Source organism: Pseudomonas sp. LjRoot277 (assembly GCF_964253845.1).
Classification (GTDB): Bacteria; Pseudomonadota; Gammaproteobacteria; order Pseudomonadales; family Pseudomonadaceae; genus Aquipseudomonas.
In genome coordinates, this window is the sequence record NZ_CAXURI020000001.1 from 1,915,440 (window position 1) to 1,932,287 (window position 16,848).

The following is a 16,848-nucleotide window of genomic DNA, read 5'->3' on the forward strand; positions in this document are numbered from 1 at the left end:
AGCTGCGTTAAACAGAAATGCCCCGGTCGAGAGATTGGGGCATTTTTTGTTGGGCGGTTTGATTGTGTGCATATCCGTTGCTGCGGTAACGGCTGCTTAGGGTTTCGCCCTTACGGCCAGCCCTTTCAAGGTCTTTGATAAAATCCCCCAAAACTCCAGTCAGGGTGACGAAAGCGATGTGGGCAGAAGTTCTAGCGCGGTTTGAGAAAAAAACACCGGCCAGTGTCATGACAAGAGTGATACTGGAGCAGGCTGTTCCTGCCGAATGGGTCGATCAGGTGTTCGAAGAACATCGTCAGCGGCAATACCCGCGTGAGCTTCTGTTCTCAACCATCGTTGAACTGATGTCCCTTGTTTCATTGGGCTTGCGACCATCGCTACATGCTGCTGCACGGCAGATGGAGGATCTTCCCGTCAGCTTGGCGGCGCTGTATGACAAGGTCAGCCGCACAGAACCTGCGCTGCTGCGCGCCCTGGTCACCGGCAGCGCAGAGCGCTTGGCCCCGACGATAAAAGAGCTGGGGCACTCAGCCATTTTGCCGGGCTGGCAACTGCGGGTCGTCGACGGCAACCACCTGCCTTCCAGCGAAAAACGCCTGGGCGCTTTGCGCCGTGAACGGGGGGCCGCCCGGCCTGGTTTTTCAGTAGTGGTTTACGACCCCGATCTGGATCAGGTCGTCGATCTTCAGCCCTGTGAAGATGCCTATGCCAGTGAGCGCGTCAGCGTTCTGCCGTTGCTGGAAAAAGCCTGTGCGGGGCAGCTGTGGATGGCTGATCGACTCTATTGCACGCTCCCCGTCATGGACGCCTGCGAAGAGTCCGGAGCCTCGTTCATCATTCGCGAACCGAGCAAACATCCACGCCTACTTAAGGAAAGCGACTGGCAGGAGTCTGTCGCGGTCGGGGCAGGCAGCGTGCGCGAGCAAATCATCGAAGTTAAAGGTGGTCGCCAGTGGCGGCGTGTCGAACTGAATCTGCAAACCCCCACCGAATCTGGCGACACCACGCTGTTGTTCTGGAGCAACTTGCCCGACTCCATCAGTGCCGAGCAAATCGCCGATTTGTACCGCCGTCGCTGGAGCATCGAAGGGATGTTCCAGCGCCTGGAATCGGTGCTGGACAGCGAAATCGAAACCTTGGGCAACCCTAAGGCCGCCCTGCTGGGATTTGCGTCGGCCGTGTTGGCTTACAACGTCTTGGCCGTGCTCAAGCGCAGCGTTGAACAGGCTCATCGCCAGACCCTGCCCGACGATTGGGAAGCATCGATTTTCCACCTGACGGTACAGGTACGCAGCGGTTACGAGGGTATGCAAATAGCTCTGCCAGCAGAGCACTCATCCATTCCGATCCCCGCAGGAGGGCTGGCTCAGTACCTGCTTGCACTCGCTCGAAACATCCAGCCCAAAGCGGTCGTCAAGAGCAAGCGAGGTCCGAAGGTGCCCAAAACAAAGGAGTGGCTTGAAGGCAAAGCCGCGAATGCCCACGTGTCGACGGATCGGGTGCTCAAGGCCGCTAAAGTCAAAAGACCTTGAAAGGGCTGGCCCTTACGGCGACTCACTTTTTTTTCAAACGCCAAAAAAAAGTAAGCAAAAAAAGGCTCGCCCCGAGCGTCCGGCCCCTCGCTAAGGCTCGGCGTTCCTTCGCTCCGGTATTCATCTGGGGGCATCGCCTCCGGTCGGCTTCGCTTCGACCTCCTCTCGATGTGTTCGACTTCGTCGAACGGCGCTGCGCGCCTCCCCCCCAGATGAACACCTCCACTCAGCCTGCCGAAGGGGCGGACAGATCAAAATCAAGAGCTGCTGGCGAGCTAACGCTCGGCCTGTTGAGTGGCGAAGGGCGGGTGTACACCCATCCCCTGTAGGAGCTGTCGAGTGAAACGAGGCTGCGATCTTTTGATCTTGCTGTGGCTTTAGATGTTGATCCTGCTTTTGATCTTTCGCCCCTTCGGCAGGCCGTGCGGCGCAGCCGCACACATCGAGAGGAGGTCGTCGCGAAGCAGACCATAGGCGATGCCCCCTGATGGGCACCGTAGCGAGGGAACACTGAGCTTTAGCGAAGTGCCGTACGCCGGGGCGAAGCCTTTTGCTTACTTTTCGGCGCTTGGAAAAGTGAGTCGCTGTAAAAGCCAGCCCTTTCAAGGTCTTTGATAAAATCCCCCAAAACTCCAGTCAGGGTGACGAAAGCGATGTGGGCAGAAGTTCTAGCGCGGTTTGAGAAAAAAACACCGGCCAGTGTCATGACAAGAGTGATACTGGAGCAGGCTGTTCCTGCCGAATGGGTCGATCAGGTGTTCGAAGAACATCGTCAGCGGCAATACCCGCGTGAGCTTCTGTTCTCAACCATCGTTGAACTGATGTCCCTTGTTTCATTGGGCTTGCGACCATCGCTACATGCTGCTGCACGGCAGATGGAGGATCTTCCCGTCAGCTTGGCGGCGCTGTATGACAAGGTCAGCCGCACAGAACCTGCGCTGCTGCGCGCCCTGGTCACCGGCAGCGCAGAGCGCTTGGCCCCGACGATAAAAGAGCTGGGGCACTCAGCCATTTTGCCGGGCTGGCAACTGCGGGTCGTCGACGGCAACCACCTGCCTTCCAGCGAAAAACGCCTGGGCGCTTTGCGCCGTGAACGGGGGGCCGCCCGGCCTGGTTTTTCAGTAGTGGTTTACGACCCCGATCTGGATCAGGTCGTCGATCTTCAGCCCTGTGAAGATGCCTATGCCAGTGAGCGCGTCAGCGTTCTGCCGTTGCTGGAAAAAGCCTGTGCGGGGCAGCTGTGGATGGCTGATCGACTCTATTGCACGCTCCCCGTCATGGACGCCTGCGAAGAGTCCGGAGCCTCGTTCATCATTCGCGAACCGAGCAAACATCCACGCCTACTTAAGGAAAGCGACTGGCAGGAGTCTGTCGCGGTCGGGGCAGGCAGCGTGCGCGAGCAAATCATCGAAGTTAAAGGTGGTCGCCAGTGGCGGCGTGTCGAACTGAATCTGCAAACCCCCACCGAATCTGGCGACACCACGCTGTTGTTCTGGAGCAACTTGCCCGACTCCATCAGTGCCGAGCAAATCGCCGATTTGTACCGCCGTCGCTGGAGCATCGAAGGGATGTTCCAGCGCCTGGAATCGGTGCTGGACAGCGAAATCGAAACCTTGGGCAACCCTAAGGCCGCCCTGCTGGGATTTGCGTCGGCCGTGTTGGCTTACAACGTCTTGGCCGTGCTCAAGCGCAGCGTTGAACAGGCTCATCGCCAGACCCTGCCCGACGATTGGGAAGCATCGATTTTCCACCTGACGGTACAGGTACGCAGCGGTTACGAGGGTATGCAAATAGCTCTGCCAGCAGAGCACTCATCCATTCCGATCCCCGCAGGAGGGCTGGCTCAGTACCTGCTTGCACTCGCTCGAAACATCCAGCCCAAAGCGGTCGTCAAGAGCAAGCGAGGTCCGAAGGTGCCCAAAACAAAGGAGTGGCTTGAAGGCAAAGCCGCGAATGCCCACGTGTCGACGGATCGGGTGCTCAAGGCCGCTAAAGTCAAAAGACCTTGAAAGGGCTGGCTGTAAAAGCGAAACCATAATCAGCCGTTACCGCAGAAACGGATATGTACACGACCAAAAACCCAGTCGGCCCTCAGGCCGCTGAACCAGCGCAAACAAAAACGGCCTCTATATAAATAGAGGCCGTTCCCGGTGCAACTCAAGACGTTATCGCAAGACAGGTCTTATTTGCGGTCTTCCAGCTTGGTAATGTCACGCGACTCGTAGCCGGTGTACAGCTGGCGCGGACGGCCAATCTTGTACGGGCTGGAGAGCATTTCTTTCCAGTGGGAGATCCAGCCGACAGTCCGCGCCAAAGCGAAGATCACGGTGAACATGCTGGTTGGAATGCCGATCGCCTTGAGGATGATCCCCGAGTAGAAGTCGACGTTCGGGTACAGCGAGCGTTCGATGAAGTACGGGTCGGTCAGGGCGATCTCTTCCAGACGCATGGCCAGTTCGAGTTGCGGATCGTTGGTGATGCCCAGTTCTTTCAGCACTTCGTCGCAGGTCTGCTTCATGACTGTTGCGCGTGGGTCGCGGTTTTTGTAAACCCGGTGACCGAAGCCCATCAGTTTGAACGGATCGTTCTTGTCCTTGGCCTTGGCGATGTACTTGTCGATGTTCGACACATCGCCAATTTCATCGAGCATGGTCAGAACAGCTTCGTTCGCGCCGCCGTGGGCAGGGCCCCACAGTGCAGCGATGCCGGCGGCGATACAGGCGAACGGGTTGGCGCCCGAAGAACCGGCCAGGCGTACGGTGGAAGTCGATGCGTTCTGCTCGTGGTCGGCATGGAGGATGAAGATCTTGTCCATGGCGCTGGCGAGTACCGGACTGATCGGTTTGATCTCGCACGGGGTGTTGAACATCATGTGCAGGAAGTTTTCCGCGTACGTCAGGTCATTGCGCGGGTACATCATGGGTTGCCCCATCGAGTACTTGTAAACCATTGCTGCCAGGGTCGGCATCTTGGCAACCAGACGGATCGCGGAAATTTCGCGATGCTGCGGGTTATTGATGTCCAGGGAGTCGTGGTAGAAGGCCGAGAGGGCGCCGACTACGCCGCACATGACGGCCATCGGGTGGGCGTCGCGACGGAAACCGTTGAAGAACGTCTTCAACTGCTCGTGAACCATGGTGTGGTTTTTCACGGTGCTGACGAACTGGGCCTTCTGTTCTGCGGTCGGCAATTCGCCGTTGAGCAGCAGATAGCAGGTTTCCAGGTAGTCCGACTTTTCAGCCAGCTGTTCGATCGGGTAGCCGCGGTGCAGCAGAATGCCGTTGTCGCCGTCGATATAGGTGATCTTCGACTCGCAGGAAGCTGTCGACATGAAACCAGGGTCAAAGGTGAAACGGCCCGTGGCCGTCAGGCCCCGAACATCGATAACATCGGGACCAACGGTGCCGGTTAAAATGGGCAGCTCGACGGGGGCTGCGCCCTCGATGATCAACTGCGCTTTTTTGTCAGCCATGTGGCCTCCTATTTATGCTTGAAATCATCAGACAGACCCCCCACGCAGGGCCCGCACCACTATAGTGAGATAAATTCGAATGTCAATTTGCCTAAAGTCTTGCTCCAGAAGGCTTTAACCGGACTTTTTCCTCGAAATTGACTGCCATTTACGCCTTTTATACGACTTGTGCAATGAGCTATTAGGGGAAGGTGAACGCGTTGTCATTAGTAGCCTAACTGTCTATACTCGGCCACCGACCGCCAGGGGCTTTTGGGCCTGAGTTATTGGGGGTCGCATCCCTGGGTGGTGGTTACCTGACCAGTGCACTCCCCAACAACTTTGCCCTGATTGTTAGGGGCTCTTCAGTGTGAAAAAAAAGCCGTGAAAAGCCAACGACCTGTAAACCTAGACCTAAGGACCATCAAACTCCCCATCACCGGCGTTACGTCGTTTCTTCACCGTGTTTCCGGCATCATCCTCTTCCTGGGCCTTGGCTTCATGCTTTATGCATTGGGCAAATCCCTGGGTTCCGAGGAAGGTTTTGCCGAGGTGAAGGCATGCTTGACCAGCCCGCTGGCCAAGTTCGTAGCATGGGGCCTCCTGTCCGCTCTTCTGTATCACCTGGTAGCCGGTGTGCGCCACTTGATCATGGATATGGGCATCGGCGAGACGCTTGAAGGCGGCCGCCTGGGCTCGAAAATTATCATCGCCGTTTCCGTGGTGTTGATCGTTCTGGCAGGAGTTTGGATATGGTAACCAGCGTTACGAACCTTTCGCGTTCGGGCCTCTATGACTGGATGGCGCAACGTGTGTCTGCGGTTGTTCTCGCGGCTTATTTCATCTTCCTGATCGGATACCTCGCGGCGAATCCGGGCATTGGCTACGACCAATGGCATGGCCTGTTCGCCCACAACGGAATGCGTATCTTCAGTCTGCTGGCCCTTGTGGCCCTTGGCGCTCACGCCTGGGTTGGCATGTGGACCATCGCGACCGACTACCTGACGCCGATGGCGCTGGGCAAGTCCGCGACTGCAGTACGTTTCCTCTTCCAGGCAGTATGCGGCGTTGCGATGTTCGCCTACTTCGTCTGGGGTGTGCAGATTCTTTGGGGTATCTGATTCATGTCTACTACAGTTAATACGCTTTCGTTCGACGCCATCATCATTGGCGGCGGCGGTGCTGGCATGCGCGCTGCTCTGCAGCTGGCACAGGGTGGTCACAAGACTGCCGTAGTTACCAAGGTTTTCCCGACTCGTTCGCACACTGTTTCCGCCCAGGGTGGTATCACCTGCGCCATCGCCTCGGCAGATCCGAACGATGACTGGCGCTGGCACATGTACGATACCGTCAAGGGTTCCGACTATATCGGTGACCAGGACGCTATCGAATACATGTGTTCCGTAGGCCCGGAAGCGGTCTTCGAACTCGAGCACATGGGCTTGCCGTTCTCCCGTACCGAACAAGGCCGCATCTATCAGCGTCCGTTCGGCGGTCAGTCGAAAGACTTCGGTAAAGGTGGCCAGGCTGCACGTACTTGCGCCGCTGCCGACCGTACCGGTCACGCACTGCTGCACACCCTGTACCAGGCCAACCTGAAGGCTGGCACCGTATTCCTCAACGAATACTACGGCGTCGACCTGGTGAAGAACGAAGACGGTGCCTTTGTCGGCATGATCGTCATCTGCATCGAAACCGGCGAAACTTCCTACGTCCGCGCTAACGCCACTGTACTGGCGACTGGCGGTGCAGGTCGTATCTACTCGTCCACCACCAATGCCCTGATCAACACCGGTGACGGCGTCGGCATGGCTCTGCGTGCTGGCGTGCCGGTACAAGACATTGAAATGTGGCAGTTCCACCCGACCGGCATCGCCGGTGCCGGTGTACTGGTTACTGAAGGTTGCCGCGGTGAAGGCGGTTACCTGATCAACAAGCACGGCGAGCGTTTCATGGAGCGTTATGCTCCGAACGCCAAAGACCTGGCTGGTCGTGACGTTGTTGCTCGCTCGATGGTTAAAGAAATCATCGCCGGCAACGGTTGCGGTCCGGATGGCGACCACGTAATGCTGAAACTCGATCACCTCGGTGAAGAAGTTCTGCACAGTCGTCTGCCAGGCATCATGGAACTGTCCAAGACTTTCGCCCACGTCGATCCAGCCGTGGCGCCGATTCCGGTCGTTCCAACCTGCCACTATATGATGGGCGGCGTGCCGACCAACATTCACGGTCAGGCAATCACTCAGGATGAAAACGGCGTTGACCAGATCATCCCGGGCCTGTTCGCAGTAGGCGAAGTGGCTTGCGTATCGGTTCACGGTGCCAACCGTCTGGGCGGCAACTCGCTGCTCGATCTGGTGGTATTCGGTCGTGCAGCCGGCCTGTTCCTGGAGCAGACCCTGAAAGAAGGCGTCGACTACACCCGCGCTCGCCAGTCCGACATCGACGCTGCCCTGGCACGTCTCGATGGCCTGAACTCGCGTACCGAAGGCGAAGACGTCGCCACCCTGCGTAAAGAACTGCAAAACTGCATGCAGAACTACTTCGGTGTATTCCGTACCGGCGAATACATGCAGAAGGGTATTGCTCAGCTGGCTGATCTGCGTGGCCGTATCGCCAACGTCAAGATCAACGACAAGAGCCAGGCGTTCAACACCGCTCGTATCGAAGCGCTGGAACTGCAGAACCTGCTGGAAGTGGCCGAAGCTACCGCCATCGCCGCAGAGATCCGCAAAGAGTCCCGCGGCGCTCACGCCCGTGAAGACTACGAAGACCGCGACGACGAAAACTGGCTGTGCCACACCCTGTACTTCCCGGGTGACAAGCGCGTAACCAAGCGTGCTGTGAACTTCTCGCCGAAGACTGTTCCGACTTTTGAACCTAAGATTCGGACTTATTAAGGGTGGCCGCCATGTTGCAAGTCAGTGTTTATCGCTACAACCCTGATCAGGACGCTGCGCCGTTCATGCAGGAATTTTCGGTCGATACCGGTGGTAAAGACCTGATGGTGCTGGATGTGCTGGCCCTGATCAAAGAGCAGGACGAAGGTTTCTCCTATCGTCGCTCTTGCCGTGAAGGTGTTTGCGGTTCCGACGGCATGAATATCAACGGCAAAAACGCTCTGGCGTGCGTCACGCCGCTGTCCGCTGTCGTGAAAGGTAACAAGCTGATCGTTCGTCCTCTGCCAGGTTTGCCGGTAATCCGTGACCTGGTCGTCGATATGAGCATCTTCTACAAGCAATACGAAAAGGTTAAGCCATACCTGCAGAACGACACGCCGGCTCCGGCCATCGAACGTCTGCAGACCCCTGAAGAGCGTGAAAAGCTCGACGGTCTGTACGAGTGCATCCTGTGCGCTTGCTGCTCGACCTCTTGCCCGTCCTTCTGGTGGAACCCGGACAAGTTCCTGGGTCCAGCTGCTCTGCTGCAAGCGTATCGCTTCCTGGCAGACAGCCGTGACACCAAGACTGCCGAGCGTCTGGCTTCGCTGGATGACCCGTTCAGCGTATTCCGCTGCCGCGGGATCATGAACTGCGTCAACGTCTGCCCGAAAGGCCTGAACCCGACTAAGGCCATCGGTCACGTACGTAACATGCTGCTGCAAAGCGGCGTGTGATTCAGCTGCTGTACCCGTAGGACCGCTGTACCCGTAGATGCTACGGCGCAGGCTTCAACCGGCGCCGTAGTTTTAACCTGAGCAGCAGCTTAAAAGGCTGCGGCTCTTATTTTGAAGAAATGAGACAAGCAGGGGCATCCGGGCTGGTACCCGGACTATCAGCGTGATCCTAAGTGGCTTGTTTTAGTCGCTGCATTCGGACTTCTGCAAGTGTGCTCGGTGTCGACGCCGGTGGTGTTCCCCTAACCGAGGGTGACCAAGCATGCAAGAAAGCGTGATGCAGCGCATGTGGAACAGCGCCTACCTATCCGGTAGTAACGCTGCCTATGTGGAAGAGCTCTACGAGCTCTACCTGCACGACCCTAACGCTGTGCCAGAAGAGTGGCGCACCTACTTCCAGAAGTTGCCTGCTGACGGCAACACTGCCACCGATGTTTCGCACTCCACAATTCGCGATCATTTCGTCTTGCTGGCAAAGAACCAGCGCCGCGCCCAACCGGTTTCCGCCGGCAGCGTGAGCAGTGAGCACGAGAAGAAGCAAGTTGAAGTGCTGCGATTGATCCAGGCCTACCGTATGCGTGGCCACCAGGCAGCCCAGCTTGACCCGCTGGGGCTGTGGCAGCGTCCTGCACCTGCAGACCTGTCGATCAATCATTACGGCTTGACCAATGCCGATCTTGATACGACCTTCCGTGCCGGCGACCTGTTCATCGGCAAAGAGGAGGCGAGCCTACGCGAAATTCACGAAGCGTTGCAGCAGACATATTGCCGCACCATCGGCGCTGAATTTACGCATATCACCGATTCCGAGCAGCGCCAGTGGTTCCAGCAGCGACTGGAAAGCGTGCGCGGTCGTCCAACGTACTCCGTCGACATCAAGAGCCACCTGCTCGAGCGTGTCACCGCCGGCGAAGGTCTGGAAAAATACCTGGGTACCAAATACCCGGGTACCAAGCGTTTCGGTCTGGAAGGCGGCGAGAGCCTGATTCCGATGCTCGACGAGCTGATCCAGCGTTCCGGTTCCTACGGCACCAAGGAAATCGTTATCGGCATGGCCCACCGTGGTCGTCTGAACGTGCTGGTCAACACCTTCGGCAAGAACCCGCGCGAGCTGTTCGACGAGTTTGAAGGCAAGAAGAAGGTCGAGTTGGGTTCCGGTGACGTTAAGTATCACCAGGGCTTCTCGTCCAACGTGATGACCACCGGCGGTGAAGTTCACCTGGCCATGGCGTTCAACCCGTCCCACCTGGAAATTGTTTCCCCGGTGGTCGAGGGTTCGGTTCGCGCCCGTCAGGATCGTCGTAACGACCCTACCGGTGAGAAGGTTCTGCCGATCTCCATCCACGGTGATGCGGCATTCGCCGGTCAAGGTGTGGTCATGGAAACCTTCCAGATGTCGCAGACCCGCGGTTTCAAGACCGGCGGCACCGTGCACATCGTGATCAACAACCAGGTCGGTTTCACCATCAGCAACCCGCTGGACTCGCGCTCCACCGAGTACGCGACCGACGTTGCGAAGATGATCCAGGCGCCGATCCTCCATGTGAATGGTGATGATCCGGAAGCTGTGTTGTTCGTGACCCAGCTGGCCATCGATTACCGCATGCAGTTCAAGCGTGACGTGGTGATCGACCTGGTCTGCTACCGTCGTCGTGGCCACAACGAGGCCGACGAGCCAAGCGGCACCCAGCCAATCATGTATCAGCAGATCACCAAACAGCGCACCACTCGTGAGCTGTATGCCGATCGTCTGACTCAAGGCGGTGTGCTGGATGCAGAGCGTGTTCAGGCGAAAGTCGACGAATACCGCAATGCGCTGGACAACGGTCTGCATGTTGTAAAAAGCCTGGTCAAAGAGCCGAACAAAGAGTTGTTCGTGGACTGGCGTCCGTATCTGGGCCACGCCTGGACCGCGCGTCACGACACTCGCTTCGATCTGAAAACCTTGCAGGAACTGTCCGCCAAGCTGCTGGAAATCCCGGAAGGCTTCGTGGTTCAGCGCCAGGTCTCGAAAATCTACGAAGACCGTCAAAAAATGCAAGCCGGCGGCCTGCCGATCAACTGGGGTTACGCCGAAACCATGGCGTACGCGACTCTGGCGTTCGAAGGTCACCCGATTCGCATGACGGGTCAGGACATCGGTCGCGGTACGTTCTCGCACCGTCACGCTGTCTTGCACAACCAGAAAGACGCGGGTACCTACGTCCCGCTGCAAAACCTGTACAAGGGCCAGCCACGTTTCGACCTGTACGATTCGTTCCTGTCCGAAGAAGCCGTGTTGGCGTTCGAATACGGTTACTCGACCACCACGCCTGAGGCGCTGGTGATCTGGGAAGCCCAGTTCGGCGACTTCGCCAACGGTGCCCAAGTGGTTATCGACCAGTTCATCACCAGTGGCGAGCACAAGTGGGGCCGTCTCTGCGGTCTGACCATGCTGCTGCCGCACGGTTATGAAGGTCAGGGTCCGGAGCACTCTTCGGCTCGTCTGGAGCGTTACCTGCAACTGTGCGCCGAGCACAACATTCAGGTCGCCGTCCCGACTACGCCGGCTCAGATCTACCACTTGCTGCGTCGTCAGGTGATTCGCCCGCTGCGCAAGCCGTTGATCGTTCTGACTCCGAAGTCGCTGTTGCGTCACAAACTGGCCATCTCGACCCTGGAAGATCTGGCCGAAGGTTCGTTCCAGACCGTTATCCCGGAAATCGATGCACTGGACCCGAAAAAGGTCGAGCGCATTGTTCTGTGTAGCGGCAAGGTCTACTACGACCTGTTGGAAAAACGCCGTGCCGAAGGTCGTGACGACATCGCCGTCGTGCGTATCGAGCAGCTGTACCCATTCCCTGAGGACGACTTGAACGAAGTCCTGGCTCCGTACACCAACCTCAAACATATCGTTTGGTGTCAGGAAGAGCCGATGAACCAGGGTGCCTGGTACTGCAGCCAACACCACATGCGCCGCATCGTTGGCAATCACAACAAGTCTCTCGTACTCGAGTACGCGGGCCGTGATGCTTCTGCTGCACCTGCTTGTGGTTATGCATCGATGCACGCTGAGCAGCAAGAAAAACTGCTGCAAGACGCCTTTACTGTTTAACGCCTTCGCGCACCTGAAACCGAATTTAAGGACCCACAGATAATGGCTATCGAAATCAAAGCCCCCACTTTCCCGGAATCGGTTGCCGATGGCACCGTTGCCACCTGGCACAAAAAGCCGGGCGACGCCGTCAAGCGCGATGACCTGATCGTCGACATCGAAACTGACAAAGTCGTATTGGAAGTGTTGGCCACCGCTGATGGCGTGCTGGGCGCTATCGTCAAGAACGAAGGCGACACCGTTCTGTCCGACGAAGTCCTGGGCTCCATCGAAGCGGGCGGCGCTGCTGCCGCTCCAGCTGCTGCCGCTGCTCCGGCCGCTGCACAAGCTGCTGCTCCAGCCGCTGAAGGCGAAGATGATCCTGTTGCTGCACCGGCTGCTCGCAAGCTGGCTGAAGAAAACGGTATCAACATCGCTTCCGTTGCCGGCACTGGCAAAGGCGGTCGTGTGACCAAGGAAGACGTTGTTGCCGCTGTAGCTGCCAAGAAAGCCGCTCCGGCTGCCGCGCCTGCCAAGGCTGCTGCTCCTGCCGCTGCTGCTCCAGTGTTCGCTGCTGGCGATCGCATCGAGAAGCGCGTACCGATGACCCGCGTGCGGGCCACCGTTGCCAAGCGTCTGGTTGAAGCTCAATCGAACATGGCGATGCTGACCACTTTCAACGAAGTCGACATGACCGAAGTCATGGCCCTGCGTTCGAAGTACAAGGACCTGTTCGAGAAGTCCCACAACGGCGTGCGCCTGGGCTTCATGTCGTTCTTCGTCAAGGCTGCCACCGAAGCGCTGAAACGCTTCCCGGCTGTCAACGCGTCGATCGACGGTGCTGACATCGTTTACCACGGCTACGCTGACGTCGGTGTTGCTGTTTCCAGCGACCGCGGCCTGGTTGTTCCGGTTCTGCGTAACGCCGAACTGATGAGCCTGGCTGAAATCGAAGGCGGCATCGCCACCTTCGGCAAGAAGGCTCGTGACGGCAAACTGTCGATGGACGAGATGACCGGCGGTACGTTCACCATCACCAACGGCGGTACTTTCGGTTCGATGATGTCGACCCCGATCGTCAACCCGCCGCAAGCGGCCATCCTGGGCATGCACAACATTCTGCAGCGTCCTATGGCGATCAACGGTCAGGTTGTTATCCGTCCGATGATGTACCTGGCTCTGTCCTACGATCACCGTCTGATCGATGGCAAAGAAGCTGTGACCTTCCTGGTTACCATCAAGAACCTGCTGGAAGACCCGGCTCGTTTGCTGCTGGATATCTGATTTCGTTGCACGGGCCGTTCAGTGATGGGCGGCCTACCTGTAATGACCAGCTTCGTCCCACGACAGTCCCCAAAAGGGACTGTCCGGTTTGATTCGAGAAGGAATGACACATGACTCAGAAATTCGACGTGGTAGTGATTGGCGCGGGCCCTGGCGGCTACGTGGCTGCCATTAAAGCAGCGCAACTGGGCCTCTCCACTGCCTGCATCGAGAAATACACCGACAAGGAAGGCAAACTGGCCCTCGGCGGTACTTGCCTGAACGTCGGCTGCATTCCATCCAAGGCGCTGCTGGACAGCTCCTGGAAGTACAAGGAAGCCAAAGAAGGCTTCGCGATCCACGGTATCAATCACGCTGGCGTGACCATGGACGTGGCGGCAATGGTTGGCCGTAAAGCCAACATCGTCAAAGGCCTGACCTCTGGCGTTGCCACCCTGTTCAAGGCGAACGGCGTCACTTCCCTGCAAGGCCACGGCAAACTGCTGGCCGGCAAGAAAGTCGAGCTGACCAAGCCAGACGGTACCGTCGAAATCATCGAAGCCGAGAACGTGATTCTGGCTTCGGGCTCGCGTCCGATCGACATTCCACCGGCTCCGGTTGACCAGAACGTGATCGTCGATTCGACTGGCGCACTGGAATTCCAAGCCGTACCTAAGCGTCTGGGCGTTATCGGCGCTGGCGTAATCGGTCTGGAACTGGGTTCGGTGTGGTCCCGTCTGGGTTCCGAAGTGGTTGTTCTGGAAGCGCTGGAGAAGTTCCTGCCAGCGGCTGACGACGCCGTTTCCAAAGAAGCCTACAAAACCCTGACCAAACAAGGTCTGGACATCAAGCTGGGCGCTCGCGTCACCGGTTCCAAAGTGAACGGCAACGAAGTTGTCGTGAACTACACCGATGCCAATGGCGAACAGAACATCACCTTCGACAAGCTGATCGTTGCCGTTGGTCGCCGTCCGGTGACCACCGAGCTGCTGGCAGCTGACAGCGGTGTGAACATCGACGAACGTGGCTTCGTTTTCGTTGACGACCAGTGCGCTACCAGCGTTCCGGGCGTTTACGCGATCGGCGACGTGGTTCGCGGCATGATGCTGGCGCACAAGGCGTCCGAAGAAGGCATCATGGTGGTTGAGCGCATCAAGGGCCACAAAGCCCAAATCAACTATGACCTGATCCCGTCTGTTATTTATACTCACCCGGAAATCGCGTGGGTCGGCAAAACCGAGCAGGTCTTGAAGGCTGAAGGCGTTGAAGTTAACGTTGGCACCTTCCCGTTCGCAGCCAGTGGCCGTGCCATGGCAGCCAACGATACCGGCGGTTTCGTGAAAGTCATCGCTGATGCCAAGACTGACCGCGTATTGGGCGTCCACGTGATTGGCCCGAGCGCTGCAGAACTGGTTCAGCAGGGCGCGATCGGTATGGAATTCGGCACCAGCGCTGAAGACCTGGGCATGATGGTTTTCTCCCATCCGACCCTGTCCGAAGCCTTGCACGAAGCAGCTCTGGCTGTGAATGGCGGCGCCATCCACATTGCCAACCGCAAGAAGCGTTAAGACAAGACAATAAGAAACCACGGCGGAAGGCCCGTCGTGAGCCTTGCGTGCAAGACTCACCGCGGAATGTCCGCCGGACGCAGCCTTGCGTAGTCTCACCGGTTATCCGGAACACCTACTCAAGCAGCAGTCACAGGTGGTGCGGCACTTGAACAAGTGCAGCACCGAATGCGCAGTACCTAACGAAGACGGTAATAAGCATGAATCTTCACGAGTATCAGGGTAAGCAGCTGTTCGCTGAATACGGCCTGCCAGTATCCCAGGGTTTCGCCGTAGACACCCCGGAAGCAGCAGCAGAAGCGTGCGACAAAATCGGCGGGACCGAATGGGTTGTCAAAGCCCAGGTTCACGCAGGTGGTCGCGGTAAAGCGGGCGGCGTTAAGCTGGTTCGCAGCAAAGAAGACGCCAAAGCATTCGCTCAACAGTGGTTGGGCAAGCGTCTGGTGACTTACCAGACTGATGCCAATGGTCAGCCAGTCACCAAGATCCTGGTTGAGTCGTGCACTGATATCGCTAAAGAGCTGTACCTGGGCGCTGTCGTTGACCGTTCGAGCCGTCGCATCGTGTTCATGGCTTCCACCGAAGGTGGCGTGGACATCGAGAAAATCGCTCACGACACCCCTGAGAAAATCCTCAAGGCCACTATCGATCCACTGGTTGGCGCTCAGCCATTCCAGGGTCGCGAGCTGGCATTCCAGCTGGGTCTGGAAGGCAAGCAAGTTGCTCAGTTCGCCAAGATCTTCGTAGGTCTGGCCAAGCTGTTCAAGGATCACGACCTGGCTCTGCTGGAAGTGAACCCGCTGGTGATCAAGGCTGACGGCGATCTGCATTGCCTCGACGCCAAGATCAACATCGACGCCAACGCCATGTACCGTCAGCCTAAGCTGAAGACTTTCCACGATCCGTCGCAAGACGATCCGCGCGAAGCGCACGCTGCCAAGTTCGAACTGAACTACGTAGCGCTGGAAGGCAACATCGGTTGCATGGTCAACGGTGCTGGCCTGGCCATGGGTACCATGGACATCGTCAACCTGCATGGCGGCAAACCAGCCAACTTCCTCGACGTGGGCGGCGGTGCTACCAAAGAACGCGTTACTGAAGCGTTCAAGATCATCCTGTCCGACACTAACGTCGCTGCAGTATTGGTCAACATCTTCGGCGGCATCGTTCGTTGCGACATGATTGCCGAAGGCATCATCGGCGCTGTGAAAGAAGTCGGCGTGAAAATCCCGGTTGTTGTTCGCCTTGAAGGCAACAACGCTGAGCTGGGCGCTAAAGTACTGGCAGAAAGCGGTTTGAACATCATCGCTGCTACCAGCCTGACCGACGCTGCTCAACAAGTTGTCAAAGCTGCGGAGGGCAAATAATGAGCGTCCTGATCAATAAAGACACCAAAGTTATCTGCCAGGGTATTACCGGTTCGCAAGGTAGTTTCCACACCCAGCAAGCCATCGAATACGGCACCAAGATGGTTGGTGGCGTAACTCCTGGTAAAGGCGGCACCGAGCACCTGGGTCTGCCAGTGTTCAACACCGTGAAAGATGCTGTAGCTGCCACTGGCGCCACCGCCAGCGTGATCTACGTTCCAGCTCCTTTCTGCAAGGACTCCATCCTGGAAGCAGCATTCGGCGGCATCAAGCTGATCGTTTGCATCACTGAAGGCATTCCTACCCTGGACATGCTGGATGCCAAGGTCAAGTGTGACGAGCTGGGCGTAGTCCTGATCGGTCCTAACTGCCCAGGCGTGATCACTCCAGGCGAATGCAAGATCGGCATCATGCCAGGTCACATTCACTTGCCAGGCAAGGTCGGTATCGTTTCCCGTTCCGGCACCCTGACCTACGAAGCTGTTAAGCAAACTACTGACGCCGGTTTCGGTCAGTCGACTTGCGTCGGCATCGGCGGTGACCCGATCCCGGGCTCGAACTTCATCGACATCCTGAAGCTGTTCCAGGAAGACCCGAAGACCGAAGCGATCGTGATGATCGGTGAGATCGGCGGTTCGGCTGAAGAAGAAGCGGCTGCCTACATCAAGGCACACGTGACCAAGCCGGTTGTTTCCTACATCGCTGGTGTGACTGCCCCTGCGGGCAAGCGCATGGGCCATGCTGGCGCAATCATCTCTGGCGGCAAAGGCACTGCAGACGAGAAGTTTGCTGCCCTGGAAGACGCAGGCGTTAAAACCGTGCGTTCGCTGGCAGACATCGGCAAGGCTTTGTCCGAGCTGACCGGTTGGGCGATCAAGTAAGCCTCGCGCTTAACTGACGCTTCACCAAACAAAGGCCACCTTCGGGTGGCCTTTGTCATTTGCGAAGATCAAAAGATCGCAGCCTCGTTGTATCCCC

General features: G+C 57.6%; 12 protein-coding genes. 11 read left to right on the forward strand and 1 reads right to left on the reverse strand.

Features of this window, described 5'->3' with window-relative positions; translation table 11 throughout:
• Positions 1-227 precede the first annotated feature (227 nt).
• Positions 228-1,532 (forward strand): IS4 family transposase, encoded by a 1,305-nt coding sequence (locus tag ACSQ87_RS09140; RefSeq protein WP_436273568.1) that lies wholly within the window; start codon positions 228-230, stop codon positions 1,530-1,532.
• Positions 1,533-2,236: 704 nt separating this feature from the next.
• The gene (locus tag ACSQ87_RS09145) at positions 2,237-3,541 is read left to right on the forward strand and encodes an IS4 family transposase (RefSeq protein WP_436273568.1); all 1,305 of its coding nucleotides are present in this window, start codon (positions 2,237-2,239) and stop codon (positions 3,539-3,541) included.
• A 173-nt stretch (positions 3,542-3,714) separates the two neighbouring features.
• Here ACSQ87_RS09145 and gltA read toward each other — a convergent pair whose 3' ends face one another.
• Positions 3,715-5,004, reverse strand: coding sequence for a citrate synthase (gltA, locus tag ACSQ87_RS09150; protein ID WP_095130070.1), 1,290 nt, complete (start codon positions 5,002-5,004; stop codon positions 3,715-3,717).
• A gap of 363 nt (positions 5,005-5,367) precedes the next feature.
• On the opposite strand from gltA, the gene sdhC reads away from it, so the two are divergent.
• The 9 genes from sdhC to sucD all read left to right on the forward strand — a co-directional run bounded on the left by sdhC (position 5,368) and on the right by sucD (position 16,751).
• Positions 5,368-5,742 carry a succinate dehydrogenase, cytochrome b556 subunit gene (sdhC, locus tag ACSQ87_RS09155; protein ID WP_015096190.1) on the forward strand — a complete coding sequence of 125 codons (375 nt, stop codon included), beginning with the start codon at positions 5,368-5,370 and terminating at the stop codon, positions 5,740-5,742.
• Entirely contained in the window at positions 5,736-6,104 is a 369-nt protein-coding gene (gene sdhD / locus ACSQ87_RS09160; RefSeq protein ID WP_007977503.1) for a succinate dehydrogenase, hydrophobic membrane anchor protein, read from the forward strand. Before sdhC ends, sdhD begins: the two co-directional genes overlap by 7 nt.
• A gap of 3 nt (positions 6,105-6,107) precedes the next feature.
• Positions 6,108-7,883: a succinate dehydrogenase flavoprotein subunit gene (sdhA, locus tag ACSQ87_RS09165; RefSeq protein WP_223430807.1), complete on the forward strand. Its 1,776-nt coding sequence runs from the start codon at positions 6,108-6,110 to the stop codon at positions 7,881-7,883.
• 11 nt (positions 7,884-7,894) lie between these two features.
• Positions 7,895-8,599: a succinate dehydrogenase iron-sulfur subunit gene (locus tag ACSQ87_RS09170; RefSeq protein ID WP_046048041.1), complete on the forward strand. Its 705-nt coding sequence runs from the start codon at positions 7,895-7,897 to the stop codon at positions 8,597-8,599.
• A gap of 262 nt (positions 8,600-8,861) precedes the next feature.
• Positions 8,862-11,693 carry a 2-oxoglutarate dehydrogenase E1 component gene (locus tag ACSQ87_RS09175; RefSeq protein ID WP_223430805.1) on the forward strand — a complete coding sequence of 944 codons (2,832 nt, stop codon included), beginning with the start codon at positions 8,862-8,864 and terminating at the stop codon, positions 11,691-11,693.
• Between the two features lie 42 nt (positions 11,694-11,735).
• Entirely contained in the window at positions 11,736-12,956 is a 1,221-nt protein-coding gene (gene odhB, locus ACSQ87_RS09180; protein ID WP_010456848.1) for a 2-oxoglutarate dehydrogenase complex dihydrolipoyllysine-residue succinyltransferase, read from the forward strand.
• Positions 12,957-13,066: 110 nt separating this feature from the next.
• Complete coding sequence (gene lpdA, locus ACSQ87_RS09185) at positions 13,067-14,503, forward strand: dihydrolipoyl dehydrogenase (RefSeq protein WP_223430803.1); 1,437 nt, start codon at positions 13,067-13,069, stop codon at positions 14,501-14,503.
• Between the two features lie 200 nt (positions 14,504-14,703).
• Entirely contained in the window at positions 14,704-15,870 is a 1,167-nt protein-coding gene (sucC, locus tag ACSQ87_RS09190) for an ADP-forming succinate--CoA ligase subunit beta (RefSeq protein WP_008148602.1), read from the forward strand.
• Positions 15,870-16,751, forward strand: coding sequence for a succinate--CoA ligase subunit alpha (gene sucD / locus ACSQ87_RS09195; protein ID WP_008148605.1), 882 nt, complete (start codon positions 15,870-15,872; stop codon positions 16,749-16,751). The genes sucC and sucD overlap by 1 nt, the downstream gene beginning before the upstream one ends.
• Positions 16,752-16,848 lie beyond the last annotated feature (97 nt).

What these genes read in the sequence shown, in the direction of transcription:
- ACSQ87_RS09140 (WP_436273568.1), top strand. Translation starts at nt 228, where the DNA reads ATGACAAGAGTGATACTGGAGCAGGCTGTTCCTGCCGAATGGGTCGAT.
- ACSQ87_RS09145 (WP_436273568.1), top strand. Translation starts at nt 2,237, where the DNA reads ATGACAAGAGTGATACTGGAGCAGGCTGTTCCTGCCGAATGGGTCGAT.
- gltA (WP_095130070.1), bottom strand. Translation starts at nt 5,004, where the DNA reads ATGGCTGACAAAAAAGCGCAGTTGATCATCGAGGGCGCAGCCCCCGTC.
- sdhD (WP_007977503.1), top strand. Translation starts at nt 5,736, where the DNA reads ATGGTAACCAGCGTTACGAACCTTTCGCGTTCGGGCCTCTATGACTGG.
- sdhA (WP_223430807.1), top strand. Translation starts at nt 6,108, where the DNA reads ATGTCTACTACAGTTAATACGCTTTCGTTCGACGCCATCATCATTGGC.
- ACSQ87_RS09170 (WP_046048041.1), top strand. Translation starts at nt 7,895, where the DNA reads ATGTTGCAAGTCAGTGTTTATCGCTACAACCCTGATCAGGACGCTGCG.
- ACSQ87_RS09175 (WP_223430805.1), top strand. Translation starts at nt 8,862, where the DNA reads ATGCAAGAAAGCGTGATGCAGCGCATGTGGAACAGCGCCTACCTATCC.
- odhB (WP_010456848.1), top strand. Translation starts at nt 11,736, where the DNA reads ATGGCTATCGAAATCAAAGCCCCCACTTTCCCGGAATCGGTTGCCGAT.
- lpdA (WP_223430803.1), top strand. Translation starts at nt 13,067, where the DNA reads ATGACTCAGAAATTCGACGTGGTAGTGATTGGCGCGGGCCCTGGCGGC.
- sucC (WP_008148602.1), top strand. Translation starts at nt 14,704, where the DNA reads ATGAATCTTCACGAGTATCAGGGTAAGCAGCTGTTCGCTGAATACGGC.
- sucD (WP_008148605.1), top strand. Translation starts at nt 15,870, where the DNA reads ATGAGCGTCCTGATCAATAAAGACACCAAAGTTATCTGCCAGGGTATT.